The following is a 21,079-nucleotide window of genomic DNA, read 5'->3' as shown; positions in this document are numbered from 1 at the left end:
CGTTTCTCCAGGTTGATACTGGAGGAAGTCGCCGTTGCTTGCTCATACATCGCCTGTCACAACGGCTCTCTCACATTGTTGGATGTAGAGTACCTTCCTCCTGCCAGAGCACTGAACACAGCACCACCTGTTTGTTCAGCCAGGACTTTAATTCGTTCATACCCAGATAGCGCAGGGTTTAGAAGCAAGGGAGGCACACTGTACAGCGCCAACGCAAAGATTATACAGATGCACGCATAAAATTCATTTAAAGAAATGGCCATTGACAGACAATCTGAAGTCAAACTAGACAACTGGTGTCTAGTGCCATAATATTGTGGATGTTGGATGTAGAGTATCTTCCTCCAGTCAGAGCCACCAACTCAGGACTGGAAAACACGAAAAAGCCCGATTACCAGTCGGGTTTTTTTGTGCCTGTCGTTCGACTGTTCTTCCGTTTTTTCCCTTCATTTGGGGGATTTTTCTTTCATTTTTTGTTGCGACCAATACTGCTGTTCGCGTTGGCCAACTGTGTAATGGCGTTACTGACATTTAAGTCCATTGTCAGAAATAACACCGTTCAGAACATCTATATAAGGGCATGTACAGAAGTAAGCTTAACGATTAACGAACATTTAGATCAAAATCTCTTAGCTGAAATTATTGGTAAAATAAGGAAGTAAAGGCAGGTGTTCTCTAATGCTTTAGATATTTACGTGGTGTACACTCATAGTATTGTCTGAAAAGGCATACAAAGTACGATGTACTACTAAACCCACACATTTCAGACACATATTTTATCGGATGATTTTGCTTTAACAATTTAATGGCGAGCGACATCCTAGTATCAAGTAATATTTTACTGAAAGAAGTGTTTTCTAATAATAGCTTTTTCTTTATTAAGCTCTCGCTCATGTAAAGATAATCAGCTAAATCTCTCAATTTCCAGTGTTTAGAAACATCTGAAAGAAGAATGCTTCGAACTTTTCCTGCTCTGTGGATAACTTGCAGAGTTTATTAAGTATCATTGCAGCAAAGATGAAATCAATGATTTATCAAAAATGATTGAAAGGTGGTTGTAAATAATGTTACAATGTGTGAGAAGCAGTCTAAATTCTTCGTGAAATAGTGATTTTTGAAGCTAATAAAAAACACACGTGGAATTTAGGGATTTATTACAGCGGCGACAGCGGCTATGGGCCGCACTTTAAAGCGATAGGCGATGAATTTGGTCCGGTCGATCTGGCGATCATGGAGAACGGGCAGTATGACCAGGACTGGAAATATATTCACATGATGCCGGATGAAACAGCTCAGGCCGCCGACGACCTGCGCGCTCGCGCGGTGCTGCCTGGGCATGCAGGACGATTCGTTTTGGCGAAACACAGCTGGGATGAACCGTATCAACGGCTGGCGGCTGCCAGCGAAGGAAGGGCCTGGCGTCTGCTGACGCCTGTGCAGGGCGAGCCGGTGTGGGTCGCCGATAAGACGCAATCATTTAACGCCTGGTGGCGCTAAGCGCCAGTGCAGTATCAGAGGAGAGAGCATATGACGATTTCCGCTCAGGTGATTGATACTATCGTCGAGTGGATTGATGACAACCTGCATCAACCGCTGCGTATTGATGATATCGCTCGCCATGCCGGGTATTCGAAATGGCATCTGCAACGGCTGTTTTTACAGTATAAAGGGGAGAGCCTGGGGCGCTATATTCGCGAAAGGAAGCTGCTGCTGGCCGCCCGCGATCTGCGTGACACCGATCAGCGGGTCTACGATATCTGCCTGAAGTATGGCTTCGATTCGCAACAGACCTTTACCCGCGTCTTCACCCGGACCTTCAATCTGCCGCCGGGCGCCTACCGTAAAGAGAACCACAGTCGCGCCCACTGAGGCGCGCCCTTCCTGGTTTAGCGTTCGAGCGAAAACCAGCGACGCCACACCCAGCGCAGCACCAGATACTCAATGGCGCCCAGTGCTAAGAACCACAAACAAAACAACACCGTATAAAGCTGGTTGAGATCCATCATATGGAATGTCTCAACCAGCTTTTGCGCCAGCGTCAGGCCCAGCGACGGCGCGGGCAACAGCAGACAGGAGAGCAGAGCCAGGAGCAGGATCCCGGGTGTTTTTATCTTACCGTCAAACTCGGCTGGGATTTCGTACAACCAAGGATAGTGGGTACGCTTAAACCCCAACTTTTGGTTGTCTTTGTAGCCATCCTTTAACGCCAGTGTCTTTAATTTTTTGGTCGGCAGGTTTGGCTGAGTCGGGAAGTCTAGCTCGATGATCTCATCACTTGGGGTGATACCTTCTTCCTTCAGATAATCCTTAAATGCCGCCATATAGCTGGCGCGCACACCAAAAATATTCAAGGTTTCCAGCTTATCCAAGTGCAGACCTTTTGGGCGCTGATTTGGCTTTTCATCCATGTGCCACGGGCAAAGATCGGAAGGGTTACGCCAGTACCAGCGCAGCCGTTTTTCCATTTCAGGCGCATAACGCTGAACCCAGCGGTAAATCGTGGAGTGATCGACATTCACTCCGCGTTCAGCCAGCATCTCCTGCAGCTCACGGTAACTGATGCCGTATTTGCAGTACCAGCGTACGGCCCACAGAATGATGTCACGCTGAAAATGCCGGCCTTTGAATGGGTTCATGTGCAGCTCCATCAGCAAAAGGGGATGATAAGTTTATCACCACCGACTATTTGCAACAGTGCCTAAAAATCGACCATACAGAGAGGGAAACCACCGGAGTGGTGGGAAAAGCAGAAAGGCTCACGTGGCATAAGGCGTGGACAATGGTATCGACTGGTTTTTCAATTTCCTATACGTGAACTATTGAAGTAATCAATCAAATTTTATAGGCTGATAGCCAAGTAACAACCACCAATGATATGCCAGGTAAAATCAGGGGACGTAAAATGAGTACTCTTGATGTTCAGAAGCTCAAGGATGATGCCGTCGAATGGGCCTTAACTCATGGTGTTGCTTTCAAGGAATCGTCGTATTCCGCAGTGCATACCCCGTTTACCCTGACACCAACACCTATCAGCCGTAAATCCTATCAGTACTTAAAGAATGCAACAGGAATACTCAGCAAATTAATCTATTCAGTTTCTGAGGATCATGATTTTTTGTACTCTGCGATTTATCCCATCAAGGCCGGGAATGCCTTCTTTTCAGCCCTCCTGAACATGCATCAACAAATCCATTCATCATCAAGGCATGCTCCTCGATTACCATTACTCATTATGCGTAGCGACTTTATGGATGATAATCGTGATGGGTTCAGGCTTATAGAGTTCAATGGTATAGCTGCAGGAATGGGGCCGTTTGGTCAGCGGATACATGATCTGCATCACTATCTACAACGGCAATATCCCGCTGTCTTTTCTGATTTATCGAATCAGGCAACAGGGGCGCTTGTCGACAATCAAGCGATCGAAGGGTTATCAGCAGCGATTTGTCAGGCAACTTGCAGAATTAAGCAGGAGTTCGGAGACCCCGGCCCTGCCAGGTTCCTGATGATTGTGCAGGAGAATGAAAATAATGTGTTTGATCAACACTTGCTTGAGCTCGCCCTCCAGCAAAAAGGAATCGAAACGCATCGCAGGACTTTTCGTGAACTGCATAATCAATTGAGTACAGGCGCCGACAACAGGCTCATTCTCGAGGGTGTAGGCCCACTTGATACCGTCTACTTACGTGCCGGATATCAGTATTCTGATTATGAAGCATTCAATATCGATGAGCAGGAGTGTTGTCAGGCGCTGATGGCGACCCGAGTATTCATTGAGCAGCACCGGGTTGCAGTGAACGCCACAGTTGGCCAGCAACTGGCGACCAGCAAGCGAGTACAAATGCTGCTCTCGCAATTGGGTTACGACGAGTTTGTCGCATTTGGATTAACACTGCAGGAAGCTAAAATAGCAAAAACGATACTGGGTGAGATGTTACCCATCAGCCCGGATAGTATCAACCTTGCAAAAGAGTCTCCTTCGGAAACCTGGGTTCTCAAAAATCAGGGTGAAGGCGGGGGGCATTGTCTGTTTGGTGCGGATATCCTGACAAAACTGACGGAACTCACTCCACAACAATATCAGTCCTGGTCGCTGATGCGCCGTTTACACCCTCAGCCCCGAGCTATGCCCACCTTGATTGTGCGTAAAGGGGAGTTGCATAAGGTGAATGATTTGATAAGCGAACTTGGAATGTTCTCCGTGCAGACAGATAACAATCCCTCCAGTGCTGAGCACAGTTTTGCTGGATATCTAATTCGTAGCAAATCAGCTGAATCGACAGAGGGAGGGGTCCATAGTGGACAAGGTGTTTTAGACTCGCTGGTATACAGCGATTAGTCCCTTTCAAGGGGGCTGAAATCTGGTTATATGAAAGCATGCGGTAAGTGGTGTTTTAGCCCCAGTGGAGATGATGCTGTTTCTAGACTGAGTCGTAGTAAGCTAATAATAGTATTATAAATGAAGCCATGAGGGTATTTACAGGGCATATCTTATTAAGGGAACAACAGCAAAAACTGCTGCTATAAGAGGCTGCACCCAAAGTTCTTCAAGGTTCACATCATCGCTGCTGGGTCGATGCTGTTTCAGTTACGGGTCAATTTTCAATACCATTAGCTGTTCCTGTGACTACGGTCATTACGCGCTGTCGACATCAATTTGTACAGCAAACAGTCTTAGCGTGGGATATTTAATGAGATGGTCACTCCCTCCTTCCCGGTACTATGCTGAGGACAGGCTTTCATTCGGAGAACTATCATGGAAAACATTGCGCTCATTGGTATCGATCTGGGTAAAAACTCTTTCCATATTCATTGCCAGGATCGTCGCGGGAAGGCTGTTTACCGTAAAAAATTTACCCGGCCAAAGTTGATCGAATTTTTGGCGACATGCCCCGCTACAACCATCGCAATGGAAGCCTGTGGCGGTTCTCACTTTATGGCACGCAAGTTGGAAGAGTTGGGGCATTCCCCAAAGCTGATATCACCACAATTTGTCCGCCCGTTCGTTAAAAGCAATAAAAACGACTTTGTCGACGCCGAAGCTATTTGTGAAGCTGCATCGCGTCCGTCTATGCGTTTTGTGCAGCCCAGAACGGAATCTCAGCAGGCAATGCGGGCTCTGCATCGTGTCCGTGAATCCCTGGTTCAGGATAAGGTAAAAACAACCAATCAAATGCATGCTTTTCTGCTGGAATTTGGCATTAGCGTTCCCCGAGGAGCTGCCGTTATTAGCCGACTGAGTACCATTCTTGAGGACAGTAGTTTGCCTCTTTACCTCAGCCAGTTATTGCTGAAATTACAACAGCATTATCACTATCTTGTTGAGCAGATTAAAGATTTGGAATCCCAGTTGAAACGAAAGTTGGACGAAGATGAGGTTGGACAGCGCTTGCTGAGCATTCCCTGCGTCGGAACACTGACAGCGAGTACTATTTCAACTGAGATTGGCGACGGGAAGCAGTACGCCAGCAGCCGTGACTTTGCGGCGGCAACAGGGCTTGTACCTCGGCAGTACAGCACGGGAGGTAGGACGACATTGCTGGGAATTAGTAAGCGAGGTAATAAAAAGATCCGAACTTTGTTGGTTCAATGTGCCAGGGTATTCATACAAAAACTGGAACACCAGTCTGGCAAATTGGCCGATTGGGTCAGGGATTTACTGTGCCGGAAAAGCAACTTTGTCGTCACTTGTGCTCTGGCAAACAAGCTGGCCAGAATAGCCTGGGCCCTAACGGCACGACAGCAAACTTATGTAGCATAACGGCAGAAATACACCGGTTTAAAGAATTACTGATCTGGTTTTGCGAATACTGATATTGATGATACTAACGGCCCACCGGCCTGTTGAGGAACCTGTAAAACGGAAAGGCTCATTGAAGCCGTATATTTTCTGGAGGTTCATCAGGCGCGGAACTCATCAAGGCGCGGGAATAAAATCCCATTCAGACGCCGGATAGATTCAAGGGCACTGTTGCAAATAGTCGGTGGTGATAAACTTATCATCCCCTTTTGCTGATGGAGCTGCACATGAACCCATTCAAAGGCCGGCATTTTCAGCGTGACATCATTCTGTGGGCCGTACGCTGGTACTGCAAATACGGCATCAGTTACCGTGAGCTGCAGGAGATGCTGGCTGAACGCGGAGTGAATGTCGATCACTCCACGATTTACCGCTGGGTTCAGCGTTATGCGCCTGAAATGGAAAAACGGCTGCGCTGGTACTGGCGTAACCCTTCCGATCTTTGCCCGTGGCACATGGATGAAACCTACGTGAAGGTCAATGGCCGCTGGGCGTATCTGTACCGGGCCGTCGACAGCCGGGGCCGCACTGTCGATTTTTATCTCTCCTCCCGTCGTAACAGCAAAGCTGCATACCGGTTTCTGGGTAAAATCCTCAACAACGTGAAGAAGTGGCAGATCCCGCGATTCATCAACACGGATAAAGCGCCCGCCTATGGTCGCGCGCTTGCTCTGCTCAAACGCGAAGGCCGGTGCCCGTCTGACGTTGAACACCGACAGATTAAGTACCGGAACAACGTGATTGAATGCGATCATGGCAAACTGAAACGGATAATCGGCGCCACGCTGGGATTTAAATCCATGAAGACGGCTTACGCCACCATCAAAGGTATTGAGGTGATGCGTGCACTACGCAAAGGCCAGGCCTCAGCATTTTATTATGGTGATCCCCTGGGCGAAATGCGCCTGGTAAGCAGAGTTTTTGAAATGTAAGGCCTTTGAATAAGACAAAAGGCTGCCTCATCGCTAACTTTGCAACAGTGCCGCGCGACGAGCAGCAGCACCAGGAGCAGAAGCACGTCGAGAAAAAGCAACAGCAGATCGAGCAGCGCCCACGGCGGGCCGCTCGCATCGGATAAGTCGAAAAATCCGGCTAAAGTGGCCGAGCTGCACATCAGGCCGCGCGGTTTTCCTCCCTGATCGCCGGCGCGGTTTCTTCCTCCCTGAACCGCATGCAGACTTGCCGCCTCGGACACCCCGAGGCGGTTTTTTTTCGCCTCGCTCGAGCATCGCCGCATCCGACGATGCCGAGACGACCAGGCCGCGCACGTCGAGCTGCAGCATCGCCATTGCCGACGATGGCACCAGGTCGCCGGCGGTGGCCACCGACCTCGAGCTCGCATCGCCACATCCGACGATGCGCGCCGGCGTCGACCATCGCCAGGTCTGACGATGGCGGCCGCCCTGCCCTGGATCTCGCATCGCCATTTCTGGCGATGAGATCCACGGAGCGGCCATTTAGACCCGCCAATAACGACCCGGCCAAGATAAATCGCATGACGGCCTTTTTGGCCGGGGGTAGCATGACCGGACACTTTGCGTATGCCCAAAGGAGCCCGCAAGTATGCGCAGGACGAAGCCAGTAGCCGCGCCGATGGTGGCGCGGGTCTATCTGCGCGTCAGCACCGACGCGCAGGACTTGGAACGCCAAGAGGCGATCACTACGGCCGCGAAGGCCGCCGGCTACTACGTCGCCGGCATCTACCGTGAGAAGGCATCCGGCGCACGCGCCGACCGGCCTGAGCTGCTGCGCATGATCGGCGACCTACAGCCCGGCGAGGTGGTCATTGCCGAGAAGATCGACCGCATCAGCCGCCTACCTTTGCCCGAGGCCGAGCGCCTGGTGGCCTCGATACAGGCCAAAGGCGCAAGCCTGGCCGTCCCTGGCGTGGTCGATCTATCCGACCTGGCGGCCGAGGCCCAGGGCGTCGCCAAGATCGTGCTGGAAGCCGTGCAGATCATGCTTTTTCGCCTGGCCTTGCAGATGGCCCGCGACGACTACGAGGACAGGCGCGAACGCCAGCGCCAAGGCATTGAGTTGGCCCGCCAGGCCGGGCGGTACAAGGGCCGCCGTGCTGATCCGAAGCGCCGCGCCCAAGTTGTCGCGCTGCGCAAGTCCGGCTACAGCATCAACAAGACCGCCGAGCTGGCCGGGTACAGTGCGGCCCAGGTGAAACGGATATGGGCCGAGGTCAGCCAGGCCGAAGCGAAGCAGCACGGCGCGTTCGTGGAGGACGCATTGACGGAAGCCGATGCCCTGGCCGCTGTCGGCCAGGATGAGCGCCAGGAGGAAAGGGCATGAAGAAGCCGAACCAAGACGACGAGCCGTTTTTCATCACCGAGGAGATTGCGGCCGAAATGATCGCCGGCGGCTATGAGTTCGAGCTGCCGCCCATTCCTTGCACCATCCGCCTACGCGACGTGCTGGAGCGCATGACCGATGCTGAGCTAGCATTGCAGCCGGGCGAGATCGCCGACCAGGAGCGTGAACGCTGCCGGCGCAAGCCGTGTTCAACCTCATGATCTGGTCATGGTATTTTTCATGGCACTGAGCCTGATAGTTCTTGCAAATTGTTGTCACTAAAGGGTTTTGTGTGCTTGTTTACAATCGAGTGGGAGTGACGGGCACTGGCTGGCAATGTCTAGCAACGGCAGGCATTTCGGCTGAGGGTAAAAGAACTTTCCGCTAAGCGATAGACTGTATGTAAACACAGTATTGCAAGGACGCGGAACATGCCTCATGTGGCGGCCAGGACGGCCAGCCGGGATCGGGATACTGGTCGTTACCAGAGCCACCGACCCGAGCAAACCCTTCTCTATCAGATCGTTGACGAGTATTACCCGGCATTCGCTGCGCTTATGGCAGAGCAGGGAAAGGAATTGCCGGGCTATGTGCAACGGGAATTTGAAGAATTTCTCCAATGCGGGCGGCTGGAGCATGGCTTTCTACGGGTTCGCTGCGAGTCTTGCCACGCCGAGCACCTGGTCGCTTTCAGCTGTAAGCGTCGCGGTTTCTGCCCGAGCTGTGGGGCGCGGCGGATGGCCGAAAGTGCCGCCTTGCTGGTTGATGAAGTACTGCCTGAACAACCCATGCGTCAGTGGGTGTTGAGCTTCCCGTTTCAGCTGCGTTTCCTGTTTGCCAGCCGGCCCGAGATCATGGGGTGGGTGCTGGGCATCGTTTACCGCGTCATTGCCACGCACCTGGTCAAGAAAGCGGGCCATACCCACCAAGTGGCCAAGACGGGCGCGGTCACCCTGATCCAGCGTTTTGGATCGGCGCTCAATCTGAATGTTCACTTCCACATGCTGTTTCTCGACGGTGTGTATGTCGAGCAATCCCACGGCTCAGCGCGTTTCCGCTGGGTCAAGGCGCCGACCAGCCCAGAGCTCACCCAGCTGACGCACACCATCGCCCACCGGGTGGGTCGCTATCTGGAACGGCAAGGCCTGCTGGAACGGGATGTCGAAAACAGCTATCTGGCCTCGGATGCGGTGGATGACGACCCGATGACACCCCTGCTGGGGCACTCGATCACTTACCGTATCGCTGTCGGTTCACAGGCGGGGCGAAAGGTGTTCACTTTGCAAACTCTGCCGACCAGTGGTGATCCGTTCGGTGACGGGATTGGCAAGGTAGCCGGGTCCAGCCTGCACGCCGGCGTGGCGGCCAGGGCCGATGAACGCAAGAAGCTCGAACGGCTGTGCCGGTACATCAGCCGCCCGGCGGTATCCGAGAAGCGGCTGTCGTTAACACGAGGCGGCAACGTGCGCTACCAGCTCAAGACGCCGTACCGGGACGGCACCACGCACGTCATTTTCGAACCATTGGATTTCATTGCAAGGCTGGCCGCCCTGGTACCGAAGCCCAGAGTCAACCTAACCCGCTTCCACGGGGTGTTCGCACCCAACAGTCGGCACCGGGCGTTGGTCACGCCGGCAAAACGGGGCAGGGGCAACAAGGTCAGGGTGGCTGATGAACCGGCAACACCAGCACAACGGCGAGCGTCGATGACATGGGCGCAACGGCTCAAGCGTGTTTTCAATATCGACATCGAGACCTGCAGCGGCTGCGGCGGCGCCATGAAAGTCATCGCCTGCATTGAAGACCCTATAGTGATCAAGCAGATCCTTGATCACCTGAAGCACAAAGCCGAAACCAGCGGGACCAGGGCGTTACCCGAAAGCCGGGCGCCACCGGCTGAGCTGCTCCTGGGTCTGTTTGACTGACGAGCCTGAAGGCCAACGATACCAATCAAAATGCTGCGTTCACAGCGCCGCGGCAGGGATCAGCCGTGCTGGTTGTCGGAAAAGGAGCCGCTAGTGGGAAAGAGGAGGGTAAATTTTCAGCGTTGCTGGCTCCCCGTCAGCCGGATTGGGTTGCATCGCAGGGGTGTCGAAAGAGTCAACTGCGGTCCAAAGCTGTTGGACTTGGGTGAAAAGGGCGTTTATTCTTCCTATACGTGCCGCGTTCCAGGCGGCGACTATGAGGGCTATGTCGATGCCCATGTGCGCCGGCTGGAGGCGCTACGCCGGGCCGGTATCGTCGAGCGGATCGACGCCGACCAATGGCGCATCCCCGATGATCTGGTCAGCCGTGCCGCCGCCCATGACGCCGGCCGAGACAGTCAGGCCAGCGTTCGCGTCCTTTCCCCGGTCGATCTGAACAAACAGATCGGATCGGACGGCGCGACCTGGCTGGACCGGCGGCTGATCCACGGCGAGACGGCCGACCTTGCGCCAACCGGCTTCGGGCAACAAGTCCGCGAAGCCATGGACCAGCGCCGCGAGCACCATATCGAACAGGGCGACGCCACCCGCAGCCGGGACAGCCGCGTCTTCTACCGGCGCAACCTTCTCGCCATCCTGCGGGAGCGCGAGGTAGTCGGCGTCGGATCGGATATGGCTTTGAGTAAGGGCCTGCCGTTCCGCGCCGCCACGGACGGCGAGAGCGTCAGCGGCAAGTTTACCGGAACCGTGCATCTATCGAGCGGCAAGTTCGCCGTGGTCGAGAAATCCCATGAGTTCACCCTTGTCCCGTGGCGGCCGATCATCGACCGCCAACTCGGCCGCGAGGTTATGGGCATCGTGCAGGGCGGGTCGGTGTCGTGGCAGTTAGGGCGGCAGAGGGGGCTGGAACGCTGAGTGCGCCCATGCCGCATTGCGAAGCAAAAGATAATCGGATAAAATGTAGCAATTCATATTCGTAAGCGTGGAGTAATCAGATGGGAAATTCCAAGTCAGCAGACAAGTAAGCCGCAACAACCAGTATTGTTGTTGCGGCGCTCTGTAAGGCTAGTCTCATCTGATTGCTGACGAGCAGACGTCGCCCGGTATTCCTTAATCGAGGGTTGATTCGTCATGACCACCACACGCCCCGCGTGGGCCTATACGCTGCCGGCAGCACTGCTGCTGATGGCTCCTTTCGACATCCTCGCTTCACTGGCGATGGATATTTATCTCCCTGTCGTTCCAGCGATGCCCGGCATCCTGAACACGACGCCCGCTATGATCCAACTCACGTTGAGCCTCTATATGGTGATGCTCGGCGTGGGCCAGGTGATTTTTGGTCCGCTCTCAGACAGAATCGGGCGACGGCCAATTCTACTTGCGGGCGCAACGGCTTTCGTCATTGCGTCTCTGGGAGCAGCTTGGTCTTCAACTGCACCGGCCTTTGTCGCTTTCCGTCTACTTCAAGCAGTGGGCGCGTCGGCCATGCTGGTGGCGACGTTCGCGACGGTTCGCGACGTTTATGCCAACCGTCCTGAGGGTGTCGTCATCTACGGCCTTTTCAGTTCGGTGCTGGCGTTCGTGCCTGCGCTCGGCCCTATCGCCGGAGCATTGATCGGCGAGTTCTTGGGATGGCAGGCGATATTCATTACTTTGGCTATACTGGCGATGCTCGCACTCCTAAATGCGGGTTTCAGGTGGCACGAAACCCGCCCTCTGGATCAAGTCAAGACGCGCCGATCTGTCTTGCCGATCTTCGCGAGTCCGGCTTTTTGGGTTTACACTGTCGGCTTTAGCGCCGGTATGGGCACCTACTTCGTCTTCTTCTCGACGGCTCCCCGTGTGCTCATAGGCCAAGCGGAATATTCCGAGATCGGATTCAGCTTTGCCTTCGCCACTGTCGCGCTTGTAATGATCGTGACAACCCGTTTCGCGAAGTCCTTTGTCGCCAGATGGGGCATCGCAGGATGCGTGGCGCGTGGGATGGCGTTGCTTGTTTGCGGAGCGGTCCTGTTGGGGATCGGCGAACTTTACGGCTCGCCGTCATTCCTCACCTTCATCCTACCGATGTGGGTTGTCGCGGTCGGTATTGTCTTCACGGTGTCCGTTACCGCGAACGGCGCTTTGGCAGAGTTCGACGACATCGCGGGATCAGCGGTCGCGTTCTACTTCTGCGTTCAAAGCCTGATAGTCAGCATTGTCGGGACATTGGCGGTGGCACTTTTAAACCGTGACACAGCGTGGCCCGTGATCTGTTACGCCACGGCGATGGCGGTACTGGTTTCGTTGGGGCTGGTGCTCCTTCGGCTCCGTGGGGCTGCCACCGAGAAGTCGCCAGTCGTCTAACCGACGACTGGTAGCAGGCCCGCTCCGATGCGGCGCACTAACCATCGAAACCTCGTGAATGTCGGTATCCTGTCTGGCAGGATACCGCTCATTTCCCTTGTTCAGTTCATCGCCGTCGCCGAGCATCTGAATTTTCGGCATGCGGCCAAGGCACTTGGTATCAGCCAGTCGAGCGTCAGCGCGCGTGTGAAAGCGCTGGAGGATAACCTTGGTGTCCTGCTATTTGAGCGCCATGCGCGGGGCGTTCGGCTAACAGACGCAGGCAGGCACTTCATGGAGCGTGTCACGGCGGGTGTCGATCAACTCGATCACGCAGTGAAGACCGCGGAGTGACGGGCACTGGCTGGCAATGTCTAGCAACGGCAGGCATTTCGGCTGAGGGTAAAAGAACTTTCCGCTAAGCGATAGACTGTATGTAAACACAGTATTGCAAGGACGCGGAACATGCCTCATGTGGCGGCCAGGACGGCCAGCCGGGATCGGGATACTGGTCGTTACCAGAGCCACCGACCCGAGCAAACCCTTCTCTATCAGATCGTTGACGAGTATTACCCGGCATTCGCTGCGCTTATGGCAGAGCAGGGAAAGGAATTGCCGGGCTATGTGCAACGGGAATTTGAAGAATTTCTCCAAAGCCCGCGACGCAGCGCCGGCAGGCAGAGCAAGTAGAGGGCAGCGCCTGCAATCCATGCCCACCCGTTCCACGTTGTTATAGAAGCCGCATAGATCGCCGTGAAGAGGAGGGGTCCGACGATCGAGGTCAGGCTGGTGAGCGCCGCCAGTGAGCCTTGCAGCTGCCCCTGACGTTCCTCATCCACCTGCCTGGACAACATTGCTTGCAGCGCCGGCATTCCGATGCCACCCGAAGCAAGCAGGACGGCACTGTTGCAAATAGTCGGTGGTGATAAACTTATCATCCCCTTTTGCTGATGGAGCTGCACATGAACCCATTCAAAGGCCGGCATTTTCAGCGTGACATCATTCTGTGGGCCGTACGCTGGTACTGCAAATACGGCATCAGTTACCGTGAGCTGCAGGAGATGCTGGCTGAACGCGGAGTGAATGTCGATCACTCCACGATTTACCGCTGGGTTCAGCGTTATGCGCCTGAAATGGAAAAACGGCTGCGCTGGTACTGGCGTAACCCTTCCGATCTTTGCCCGTGGCACATGGATGAAACCTACGTGAAGGTCAATGGCCGCTGGGCGTATCTGTACCGGGCCGTCGACAGCCGGGGCCGCACTGTCGATTTTTATCTCTCCTCCCGTCGTAACAGCAAAGCTGCATACCGGTTTCTGGGTAAAATCCTCAACAACGTGAAGAAGTGGCAGATCCCACGATTCATCAACACGGATAAAGCGCCCGCCTATGGTCGCGCGCTTGCTCTGCTCAAACGCGAAGGCCGGTGCCCGTCTGACGTTGAACACCGACAGATTAAGTACCGGAACAACGTGATTGAATGCGATCATGGCAAACTGAAACGGATAATCAACGCCACGCTGGGATTTAAATCCATGAAGACGGCTTACGCCACCATCAAAGGTATTGAGGTGATGCGTGCACTACGCAAAGGCCAGGCCTCAGCATTTTATTATGGTGATCCCCTGGGCGAAATGCGCCTGGTAAGCAGAGTTTTTGAAATGTAAGGCCTTTGAATAAGACAAAAGGCTGCCTCATCGCTAACTTTGCAACAGTGCCGACAAGAGTACGCCGCAGCTCGATCTTTTGGCTCGTGTCGAACGAGAGCTACCGGTGCGGCTCGACCAAGAGCGCACCGATATGGTTGTTTGCCATGGTGATCCCTGCATGCCGAACTTCATGGTGGACCCTAAAACTCTTCAATGCACGGGTCTGATCGACCTTGGGCGGCTCGGAACAGCAGATCGCTATGCCGATTTGGCACTCATGATTGCTAACGCCGAAGAGAACTGGGCAGCGCCAGATGAAGCAGAGCGCGCCTTCGCTGTCCTATTCAATGTATTGGGGATCGAAGCCCCCGACCGCGAACGCCTTGCCTTCTATCTGCGATTGGACCCTCTGACTTGGGGTTGATGTTCATGCCGCCTGTTTTTCCTGCTCATTGGCACGTTTCGCAACCTGTTCTCATTGCGGACACCTTTTCCAGCCTCGTTTGGAAAGTTTCATTGCCAGACGGGACTCCTGCAATCGTCAAGGGATTGAAACCTATAGAAGACATTGCTGATGAACTGCGCGGGGCCGACTATCTGGTATGGCGCAATGGGAGGGGAGCAGTCCGGTTGCTCGGTCGTGAGAACAATCTGATGTTGCTCGAATATGCCGGGGAGCGAATGCTCTCTCACATCGTTGCCGAGCACGGCGACTACCAGGCGACCGAAATTGCAGCGGAACTAATGGCGAAGCTGTATGCCGCATCTGAGGAACCCCTGCCTTCTGCCCTTCTCCCGATCCGGGATCGCTTTGCAGCTTTGTTTCAGCGGGCGCGCGATGATCAAAACGCAGGTTGTCAAACTGACTACGTCCACGCGGCGATTATAGCCGATCAAATGATGAGCAATGCCTCGGAACTGCGTGGGCTACATGGCGATCTGCATCATGAAAACATCATGTTCTCCAGTCGCGGCTGGCTGGTGATAGATCCCGTCGGTCTGGTCGGTGAAGTGGGCTTTGGCGCCGCCAATATGTTCTACGATCCGGCTGACAGAGACGACCTTTGTCTCGATCCTAGACGCATTGCACAGATGGCGGACGCATTCTCTCGTGCGCTGGACGTCGATCCGCGTCGCCTGCTCGACCAGGCGTACGCTTATGGGTGCCTTTCCGCAGCTTGGAACGCGGATGGAGAAGAGGAGCAACGCGATCTAGCTATCGCGGCCGCGATCAAGCAGGTGCGACAGACGTCATACTAGATATCAAGCGACTTCTCCTATCCCCTGGGAACACATCAATCTCACCGGAGAATATCGCTGGCCAAAGCCTTAGCGTAGGATTCCGCCCCTTCCCGCAAACGACCCCTGGAAGCCCCGTAGCGACGCGGAGAGGGGCGAGACAAGCCAAGGGCGCAGGCTCGATGCGCAGCACGACATAGCCGGTTCTCGCAAGGACGAGAATTTCCCTGCGGTGCCCCTCAAGTGTCAATGAAAGTTTCCAACGCGAGCCATTCGCGAGAGCCTTGAGTCCACGCTAGATCTATCTCATCTGCGCAAGGCAGAACGTGAAGACGGCCGCCCTGGACCTCGCCCGCGAGCGCCAGGCGCACGAGGCCGGCGCGCGGACCCGCGCCACGGCCCACGAGCGGACGCCGCAGCAGGAGCGCCAGAAGGCCGCCAGAGAGGCCGAGCGCGGCCGTGAGGCTTGGACGCTAGGGCAGGGCATGAAAAAGCCCGTAGCGGGCTGCTACGGGCGTCTGACGCGGTGGAAAGGGGGAGGGGATGTTGTCTACATGGCTCTGCTGTAGTGAGTGGGTTGCGCTCCGGCAGCGGTCCTGAGCGGTCCTGATCAATCGTCACCCTTTCTCGGTCCTTCAACGTTCCTGACAACGAGCCTCCTTTTCGCCAATCCATCGACAATCACCGCGAGTCCCTGCTCGAACGCTGCGTCCGGACCGGCTTCGTCGAAGGCGTCTATCGCGGCCCGCAACAGCGGCGAGAGCGGAGCCTGTTCAACGGTGCCGCCGCGCTCGCCGGCATCGCTGTCGCCGGCCTGCTCCTCAAGCACGGCCCCAACAGTGAAGTAGCTGATTGTCATCAGCGCATTGACGGCGTCCCCGGCCGAAAAACCCGCCTCGCAGAGGAAGCGAAGCTGCGCGTCGGCCGTTTCCATCTGCGGTGCGCCCGGTCGCGTGCCGGCATGGATGCGCGCGCCATCGCGGTAGGCGAGCAGCGCCTGCCTGAAGCTGCGGGCATTCCCGATCAGAAATGAGCGCCAGTCGTCGTCGGCTCTCGGCACCGAATGCGTATGATTCTCCGCCAGCATGGCTTCGGCCAGTGCGTCGAGCAGCGCCCGCTTGTTCCTGAAGTGCCAGTAAAGCGCCGGCTGCTGAACCCCCAACCGTTCCGCCAGTTTGCGTGTCGTCAGACCGTCTACGCCGACCTCGTTCAACAGGTCCAGGGCGGCACGGATCACTGTATTCGGCTGCAACTTTGTCATGCTTGACACTTTATCACTGATAAACATAATATGTCCACCAACTTATCAGTGATAAAGAATCCGCGCGTTCAATCGGACCAGCGGAGGCTGGTCCGGAGGCCAGACGTGAAACCCAACAGACCCCTGATCGTAATTCTGAGCACTGTCGCGCTCGACGCTGTCGGCATCGGCCTGATTATGCCGGTGCTGCCGGGCCTCCTGCGCGATCTGGTTCACTCGAACGACGTCACCGCCCACTATGGCATTCTGCTGGCGCTGTATGCGTTGATGCAATTTGCCTGCGCACCTGTGCTGGGCGCGCTGTCGGATCGTTTCGGGCGGCGGCCGGTCTTGCTCGTCTCGCTGGCCGGCGCTGCTGTCGACTACGCCATCATGGCGACGGCGCCTTTCCTTTGGGTTCTCTATATCGGGCGGATCGTGGCCGGCATCACCGGGGCGACTGGGGCGGTAGCCGGCGCTTATATTGCCGATATCACTGATGGCGATGAGCGCGCGCGGCACTTCGGCTTCATGAGCGCCTGTTTCGGGTTCGGGATGGTCGCGGGACCTGTGCTCGGTGGGCTGATGGGCGGTTTCTCCCCCCACGCTCCGTTCTTCGCCGCGGCAGCCTTGAACGGCCTCAATTTCCTGACGGGCTGTTTCCTTTTGCCGGAGTCGCACAAAGGCGAACGCCGGCCGTTACGCCGGGAGGCTCTCAACCCGCTCGCTTCGTTCCGGTGGGCCCGGGGCATGACCGTCGTCGCCGCCCTGATGGCGGTCTTCTTCATCATGCAACTTGTCGGACAGGTGCCGGCCGCGCTTTGGGTCATTTTCGGCGAGGATCGCTTTCACTGGGACGCGACCACGATCGGCATTTCGCTTGCCGCATTTGGCATTCTGCATTCACTCGCCCAGGCAATGATCACCGGCCCTGTAGCCGCCCGGCTCGGCGAAAGGCGGGCACTCATGCTCGGAATGATTGCCGACGGCACAGGCTACATCCTGCTTGCCTTCGCGACACGGGGATGGATGGCGTTCCCGATCATGGTCCTGCTTGCTTCGGGTGGCATCGGAATGCCGGCGCTGCAAGCAATGTTGTCCAGGCAGGTGGATGAGGAACGTCAGGGGCAGCTGCAAGGCTCACTGGCGGCGCTCACCAGCCTGACCTCGATCGTCGGACCCCTCCTCTTCACGGCGATCTATGCGGCTTCTATAACAACGTGGAACGGGTGGGCATGGATTGCAGGCGCTGCCCTCTACTTGCTCTGCCTGCCGGCGCTGCGTCGCGGGCTTTGGAGCGGCGCAGGGCAACGAGCCGATCGCTGATCGTGGAAACGATAGGCCTATGCCATGCGGGTCAAGGCGACTTCCGGCAAGCTATACGCGCCCTAGGAGTGCGGTTGGAACGTTGGCCCAGCCAGATACTCCCGATCACGAGCAGGACGCCGATGATTTGAAGCGCACTCAGCGTCTGATCCAAGAACAACCATCCTAGCAACACGGCGGTCCCCGGGCTGAGAAAGCCCAGTAAGGAAACAACTGTAGGTTCGAGTCGCGAGATCCCCCGGAACCAAAGGAAGTAGGTTAAACCCGCTCCGATCAGGCCGAGCCACGCCAGGCCGAGAACATTGGTTCCTGTAGGCATCGGGATTGGCGGATCAAACACTAAAGCTACTGGAACGAGCAGAAGTCCTCCGGCCGCCAGTTGCCAGGCGGTAAAGGTGAGCAGAGGCACGGGAGGTTGCCACTTGCGGGTCAGCACGGTTCCGAACGCCATGGAAACCGCCCCCGCCAGGCCCGCTGCGACGCCGACAGGATCTAGCGCTGCGTTTGGTGTCAACACCAACAGCGCCACGCCCGCAGTTCCGCAAATAGCCCCCAGGACCGCCATCAATCGTATCGGGCTACCTAGCAGAGCGGCAGAGATGAACACGACCATCAGCGGCTGCACAGCGCCTACCGTCGCCGCGACCCCGCCCGGCAGGCGGTAGACCGAAATAAACAACAAGCTCCAGAATAGCGAAATATTAAGTGCGCCGAGGATGAAGATGCGCATCCACCAGATTCCCGTTGGAATCTGTCGGACGATCATCACGAGCAATAAACCCGCCGGCAACGCCCGCAGCATCGCGACCGTCATCGGTGAGAAGTTCGGCAGGTATTGGGTGGTGACAATGTAGGTGCTGCCCCAAATGGCAGGTGCTATCGCTGTGAACAATAAATCGGGCGTGCGTAATGACATGCGATTACAAGACCTCCGCTACGGCGATGGGTTTTTGAGAGTTGCAGGCGCCGCGATGACCGCACCCTGACTTGGACTGGCCCTGCCTCGCACCAATCCACCTGCGGCTATGGCCGCGATCATGCGAGGCCCGAAAATTACACGACCTGTACACGTCCGCCGAACCCGGAACGCAACAGAGCTTCGTGGGCATCCCGATCCGGGTCGTAGCAGCAGTCCTGGACCAAACGCACGTCGTAGTCCGCATCACTAGCCCAGGCGACGCTTGAAAGAACAACGCCGGTGGTGCTTATCCCGGCCATGACAAGCGTGCTTACGCCGCGCGTCCGAAGGTCGGCGTCGAGCGCCGTGCCATAAAAGACGCTGGCTCGCGGACATGCATAGAAAAGGTCGCCCCGTTCGATCGCAAGCCCTTCGACGGGCAGACCGGTGCGAAATCGTCCGCTCGGGAGATACGGTGAGATTTGGCGATTCGTCGCCGGCGGCGCATGTTCATACTCTTCGCCGAGCGAAAAGTTGGGGAACAGCACGGGCCGGCCGCGCAAGGCGTGCTGGCAGCCGTGCAGACCCTGCGTGAGATGAACGCCGACAACCTGCGCAAGGTGCCGGCCGATGCACCCACGGCCTTCATCAAGCCGCGCTGGAAGCCGCTGGTGATCACCCCGGAAGGCCTCGACCGGAAATTCTACGAAATCTGCGCCCTGTCCGAGCTGAAGAACGCCCTGCGCTCCGGCGACATCTGGGTCAAGGGCTCGCGGCAGTTCCGCGACTTCGACGACTACCTGCTGCCGGCCGAGAAGTTCGCCGCACTCAAGCGCGAGCAGGCCCTGCCCCTGGCGATCAACCCGAACAGCGACCAGTACCTGGAAGAGCGTTTGCAGCTGCTGGACGAGCAGTTGGCCACCGTCACCCGCCTGGCCAAGGACAACGAGCTGCCCGATGCCATCCTCACCGAGTCAGGGCTGAAAATCACCCCGCTGGATGCGGCGGTGCCGGATCGGGCGCAGGCGCTGATCGACCAAACCAGCCAGTTACTGCCGCGCATCAAGATCACCGAACTGCTGATGGACGTGGACGACTGGACGGGCTTCAGCCGCCACTTCACCCACTTGAAGGACGGGGCCGAGGCCAAAGACAGGACGTTGCTGCTGTCCGCAATCCTCGGTGATGCGATCAACCTCGGGCTGACCAAGATGGCCGAGTCGAGCCCCGGCCTGACCTACGCCAAGCTGTCCTGGCTGCAAGCCTGGCACATCCGCGACGAAACCTATTCGGCGGCCTTGGCCGAGCTGGTCAACCACCAGTATCGCCACGCCTTTGCCGCCCACTGGGGCGACGGCACGACCTCATCCTCCGATGGCCAGCGCTTCCGCGCGGGTGGCCGGGGCGAGAGCACCGGGCACGTCAACCCGAAGTACGGTAGCGAGCCGGGACGGCTGTTCTATACCCATATCTCCGACCAGTACGCGCCGTTCAGCACCCGCGTGGTGAATGTCGGCGTCCGCGATTCCACCTATGTGCTCGACGGCCTGCTGTACCACGAGTCCGACCTGCGGATCGAGGAGCACTACACCGACACGGCCGGCTTCACCGATCACGTCTTTGCCCTGATGCACCTGCTAGGCTTCCGCTTCGCGCCGCGCATCCGCGACCTCGGCGAAACCAAGCTGTACGTGCCGCAGGGCGTGCAAGCCTACCCGACGTTGCGCCCGCTGATCGGCGGCACCCTGAACATCAAGCACGTGCGTGCCCACTGGGACGACATCCTGCGCCTGGCCAGCTCGATCAAGCAGGGCACCGTCACCGCCTCGCTGATGCTGCGCAAGCTCGGCAGCTACCCGCGCCAGAACGGACTGGCCGTGGCCCTGCGCGAGCTGGGCCGGATCGAGCGCACGCTGTTCATCCTGGACTGGCTGCAAAGTGTTGAACTGCGCCGCCGCGTGCATGCCGGCCTGAACAAAGGTGAGGCGCGCAACTCGCTGGCCAGGGCGGTGTTCTTCAACCGCCTTGGGGAAATCAGGGATCGGAGCTTCGAGCAGCAGCGCTACCGGGCCAGCGGCCTCAACCTGGTGACGGCGGCTATCGTGCTGTGGAACACGGTGTACCTGGAACGCGCCACCCAGGGGTTGGTCGAGGCCGGCAAGCCGGTGGACGGCGAGCTGCTGCAATTCCTGTCGCCGCTGGGCTGGGAGCACATCAACCTAACCGGCGATTACGTCTGGCGGCAGAGCCGCAGACTGGAAGACGGGAAGTTTCGGCCCTTACGGATGCCCGGAAAACCTTAGCGTACGATTTTTTCCGAATTCTGCGGGCTCCCCTTTAAGATTTTGGCAAGCAGTAGCGTCCTCTGGTTTACCC

The 21,079-nt window shown here is 56.6% G+C and carries 19 protein-coding genes and 7 pseudogenes; 19 read left to right on the top strand and 7 right to left on the bottom strand.

All coding sequences use genetic code 11. The annotated features are described in order from the left end of the window. Positions 1 to 675 precede the first annotated feature (675 nt). Positions 676 to 972: pseudogene (locus tag LDB27_RS22515) on the bottom strand (helix-turn-helix domain-containing protein); the annotation flags it as partial. A gap of 177 nt (positions 973 to 1,149) precedes the next feature. Between LDB27_RS22515 and LDB27_RS22510 the strand changes: the two are divergent. Both LDB27_RS22510 and LDB27_RS22505 read left to right on the top strand, forming a co-directional pair. Further along, positions 1,150 to 1,497: pseudogene (locus LDB27_RS22510) on the top strand (MBL fold metallo-hydrolase); the annotation flags it as partial. Between the two features lie 30 nt (positions 1,498 to 1,527). After that, on the top strand, positions 1,528 to 1,869 hold the full coding sequence (locus tag LDB27_RS22505; protein ID WP_004202492.1) for a RamA family antibiotic efflux transcriptional regulator: 342 nt from the start codon (positions 1,528 to 1,530) through the stop codon (positions 1,867 to 1,869). A 17-nt stretch (positions 1,870 to 1,886) separates the two neighbouring features. Here LDB27_RS22505 and LDB27_RS22500 read toward each other — a convergent pair whose 3' ends face one another. Together LDB27_RS22500 and LDB27_RS22495 are read right to left on the bottom strand one after the other, a co-directional pair. After that, positions 1,887 to 2,135, bottom strand: coding sequence for a DUF1158 domain-containing protein (locus tag LDB27_RS22500; RefSeq protein ID WP_065809026.1), 249 nt, complete (start codon positions 2,133 to 2,135; stop codon positions 1,887 to 1,889). A gap of 264 nt (positions 2,136 to 2,399) precedes the next feature. Beyond that, positions 2,400 to 2,636: pseudogene (locus LDB27_RS22495) on the bottom strand (IS6 family transposase); the annotation flags it as partial. Between the two features lie 266 nt (positions 2,637 to 2,902). On the opposite strand from LDB27_RS22495, the gene LDB27_RS22490 reads away from it, so the two are divergent. The 11 genes and pseudogenes from LDB27_RS22490 to LDB27_RS22440 form a co-directional block, all read left to right on the top strand. After that, complete coding sequence (locus tag LDB27_RS22490; RefSeq protein ID WP_000105383.1) at positions 2,903 to 4,339, top strand: glutathione synthase; 1,437 nt, start codon at positions 2,903 to 2,905, stop codon at positions 4,337 to 4,339. A 417-nt stretch (positions 4,340 to 4,756) separates the two neighbouring features. Next, positions 4,757 to 5,761: an IS110-like element IS4321 family transposase gene (locus LDB27_RS22485; RefSeq protein ID WP_021546935.1), complete on the top strand. Its 1,005-nt coding sequence runs from the start codon at positions 4,757 to 4,759 to the stop codon at positions 5,759 to 5,761. Positions 5,762 to 6,027: 266 nt separating this feature from the next. Continuing rightward, on the top strand, positions 6,028 to 6,732 hold the full coding sequence (locus LDB27_RS22480; RefSeq protein ID WP_001067855.1) for an IS6-like element IS26 family transposase: 705 nt from the start codon (positions 6,028 to 6,030) through the stop codon (positions 6,730 to 6,732). A gap of 5 nt (positions 6,733 to 6,737) precedes the next feature. Beyond that, the gene (locus LDB27_RS22475; RefSeq protein ID WP_001044210.1) at positions 6,738 to 6,878 is read left to right on the top strand and encodes a hypothetical protein; all 141 of its coding nucleotides are present in this window, start codon (positions 6,738 to 6,740) and stop codon (positions 6,876 to 6,878) included. 485 nt (positions 6,879 to 7,363) lie between these two features. Next, entirely contained in the window at positions 7,364 to 8,101 is a 738-nt protein-coding gene (locus LDB27_RS22470) for a recombinase family protein (RefSeq protein ID WP_001446887.1), read from the top strand. Continuing rightward, the gene (locus tag LDB27_RS22465; protein ID WP_000743213.1) at positions 8,098 to 8,322 is read left to right on the top strand and encodes a hypothetical protein; all 225 of its coding nucleotides are present in this window, start codon (positions 8,098 to 8,100) and stop codon (positions 8,320 to 8,322) included. Before LDB27_RS22470 ends, LDB27_RS22465 begins: the two co-directional genes overlap by 4 nt. A gap of 210 nt (positions 8,323 to 8,532) precedes the next feature. Then, positions 8,533 to 10,026 carry an IS91-like element ISVsa3 family transposase gene (locus tag LDB27_RS22460; protein WP_001120888.1) on the top strand — a complete coding sequence of 498 codons (1,494 nt, stop codon included), beginning with the start codon at positions 8,533 to 8,535 and terminating at the stop codon, positions 10,024 to 10,026. A gap of 30 nt (positions 10,027 to 10,056) precedes the next feature. Beyond that, the gene (locus LDB27_RS22455; protein WP_112934501.1) at positions 10,057 to 10,941 is read left to right on the top strand and encodes a DUF3363 domain-containing protein; all 885 of its coding nucleotides are present in this window, start codon (positions 10,057 to 10,059) and stop codon (positions 10,939 to 10,941) included. A 216-nt stretch (positions 10,942 to 11,157) separates the two neighbouring features. Next, entirely contained in the window at positions 11,158 to 12,372 is a 1,215-nt protein-coding gene (gene floR, locus LDB27_RS22450; protein WP_065311137.1) for a chloramphenicol/florfenicol efflux MFS transporter FloR, read from the top strand. Between the two features lie 27 nt (positions 12,373 to 12,399). Next, positions 12,400 to 12,705 carry a LysR family transcriptional regulator gene (locus tag LDB27_RS22445; RefSeq protein WP_001255015.1) on the top strand — a complete coding sequence of 102 codons (306 nt, stop codon included), beginning with the start codon at positions 12,400 to 12,402 and terminating at the stop codon, positions 12,703 to 12,705. Positions 12,706 to 12,816: 111 nt separating this feature from the next. Beyond that, a pseudogene (locus tag LDB27_RS22440) lies at positions 12,817 to 13,026 on the top strand (IS91 family transposase); the annotation flags it as partial. Here LDB27_RS22440 and LDB27_RS22435 read toward each other — a convergent pair. Further along, positions 12,972 to 13,250: pseudogene (locus tag LDB27_RS22435) on the bottom strand (tetracycline resistance MFS efflux pump); the annotation flags it as partial. The pseudogenes LDB27_RS22440 and LDB27_RS22435 overlap by 55 nt on opposite strands. Before the next feature lie 63 nt (positions 13,251 to 13,313). Between LDB27_RS22435 and LDB27_RS22430 the strand changes: the two are divergent. The 4 genes and pseudogenes from LDB27_RS22430 to LDB27_RS22415 all read left to right on the top strand — a co-directional run bounded on the left by LDB27_RS22430 (position 13,314) and on the right by LDB27_RS22415 (position 15,808). Beyond that, positions 13,314 to 14,018, top strand: coding sequence for an IS6-like element IS26 family transposase (locus tag LDB27_RS22430; protein ID WP_001067858.1), 705 nt, complete (start codon positions 13,314 to 13,316; stop codon positions 14,016 to 14,018). A gap of 52 nt (positions 14,019 to 14,070) precedes the next feature. Next, a pseudogene (locus LDB27_RS22425) lies at positions 14,071 to 14,424 on the top strand (phosphotransferase); the annotation flags it as partial. Further along, positions 14,424 to 15,260 (top strand): aminoglycoside O-phosphotransferase APH(6)-Id, encoded by an 837-nt coding sequence (locus LDB27_RS22420; RefSeq protein WP_000480968.1) that lies wholly within the window; start codon positions 14,424 to 14,426, stop codon positions 15,258 to 15,260. The pseudogene LDB27_RS22425 and the gene LDB27_RS22420, both read left to right, overlap by 1 nt. A gap of 305 nt (positions 15,261 to 15,565) precedes the next feature. After that, the gene (locus LDB27_RS22415; RefSeq protein ID WP_000844627.1) at positions 15,566 to 15,808 is read left to right on the top strand and encodes a transposase; all 243 of its coding nucleotides are present in this window, start codon (positions 15,566 to 15,568) and stop codon (positions 15,806 to 15,808) included. A gap of 41 nt (positions 15,809 to 15,849) precedes the next feature. Here the strand turns inward: LDB27_RS22415 and tetR(A) are convergent, their stop codons facing one another. After that, positions 15,850 to 16,500: a tetracycline resistance transcriptional repressor TetR(A) gene (tetR(A), locus tag LDB27_RS22410; protein ID WP_000164043.1), complete on the bottom strand. Its 651-nt coding sequence runs from the start codon at positions 16,498 to 16,500 to the stop codon at positions 15,850 to 15,852. Between the two features lie 105 nt (positions 16,501 to 16,605). Here tetR(A) and tet(A) point away from each other — a divergent pair, with 105 nt between their 5' ends. Continuing rightward, positions 16,606 to 17,805 (top strand): tetracycline efflux MFS transporter Tet(A), encoded by a 1,200-nt coding sequence (gene tet(A), locus LDB27_RS22405; protein WP_000804064.1) that lies wholly within the window; start codon positions 16,606 to 16,608, stop codon positions 17,803 to 17,805. Positions 17,806 to 17,836: 31 nt separating this feature from the next. Here the strand turns inward: tet(A) and LDB27_RS22400 are convergent, their stop codons facing one another. After that, positions 17,837 to 18,721 (bottom strand): DMT family transporter, encoded by an 885-nt coding sequence (locus tag LDB27_RS22400; RefSeq protein WP_000058717.1) that lies wholly within the window; start codon positions 18,719 to 18,721, stop codon positions 17,837 to 17,839. 137 nt (positions 18,722 to 18,858) lie between these two features. After that, positions 18,859 to 19,251 carry a cysteine hydrolase family protein gene (locus LDB27_RS22395; protein ID WP_001351729.1) on the bottom strand — a complete coding sequence of 131 codons (393 nt, stop codon included), beginning with the start codon at positions 19,249 to 19,251 and terminating at the stop codon, positions 18,859 to 18,861. A gap of 3 nt (positions 19,252 to 19,254) precedes the next feature. Between LDB27_RS22395 and LDB27_RS22390 the strand changes: the two are divergent. Continuing rightward, positions 19,255 to 21,006 (top strand): annotated as a pseudogene (locus LDB27_RS22390) (Tn3-like element TnAs1 family transposase); the annotation flags it as partial. Positions 21,007 to 21,079: the final 73 nt, after the last annotated feature.

The sequence above is a fragment of the Salmonella sp. JXY0409-18 genome, from assembly GCF_020268625.1.
Lineage (GTDB): Bacteria > Pseudomonadota > Gammaproteobacteria > Enterobacterales > Enterobacteriaceae > Salmonella > Salmonella enterica.
The sequence above is the reverse complement of the archived record's forward strand: the minus strand, read 5'-3'. Positions and strand labels throughout refer to the sequence as shown.

Bases quoted from the DNA above. Each gene is read 5' to 3' on its own strand.
- LDB27_RS22505 (WP_004202492.1), top strand. From the start codon at position 1,528: ATGACGATTTCCGCTCAGGTGATTGATACTATCGTCGAGTGGATTGAT.
- LDB27_RS22490 (WP_000105383.1), top strand. From the start codon at position 2,903: ATGAGTACTCTTGATGTTCAGAAGCTCAAGGATGATGCCGTCGAATGG.
- LDB27_RS22485 (WP_021546935.1), top strand. From the start codon at position 4,757: ATGGAAAACATTGCGCTCATTGGTATCGATCTGGGTAAAAACTCTTTC.
- LDB27_RS22480 (WP_001067855.1), top strand. From the start codon at position 6,028: ATGAACCCATTCAAAGGCCGGCATTTTCAGCGTGACATCATTCTGTGG.
- LDB27_RS22470 (WP_001446887.1), top strand. From the start codon at position 7,364: ATGCGCAGGACGAAGCCAGTAGCCGCGCCGATGGTGGCGCGGGTCTAT.
- LDB27_RS22465 (WP_000743213.1), top strand. From the start codon at position 8,098: ATGAAGAAGCCGAACCAAGACGACGAGCCGTTTTTCATCACCGAGGAG.
- LDB27_RS22460 (WP_001120888.1), top strand. From the start codon at position 8,533: ATGCCTCATGTGGCGGCCAGGACGGCCAGCCGGGATCGGGATACTGGT.
- LDB27_RS22455 (WP_112934501.1), top strand. From the start codon at position 10,057: ATGCTGCGTTCACAGCGCCGCGGCAGGGATCAGCCGTGCTGGTTGTCG.
- floR (WP_065311137.1), top strand. From the start codon at position 11,158: ATGACCACCACACGCCCCGCGTGGGCCTATACGCTGCCGGCAGCACTG.
- LDB27_RS22445 (WP_001255015.1), top strand. From the start codon at position 12,400: ATGCGGCGCACTAACCATCGAAACCTCGTGAATGTCGGTATCCTGTCT.
- LDB27_RS22430 (WP_001067858.1), top strand. From the start codon at position 13,314: ATGAACCCATTCAAAGGCCGGCATTTTCAGCGTGACATCATTCTGTGG.
- LDB27_RS22420 (WP_000480968.1), top strand. From the start codon at position 14,424: ATGTTCATGCCGCCTGTTTTTCCTGCTCATTGGCACGTTTCGCAACCT.
- LDB27_RS22400 (WP_000058717.1), bottom strand. From the start codon at position 18,721: ATGTCATTACGCACGCCCGATTTATTGTTCACAGCGATAGCACCTGCC.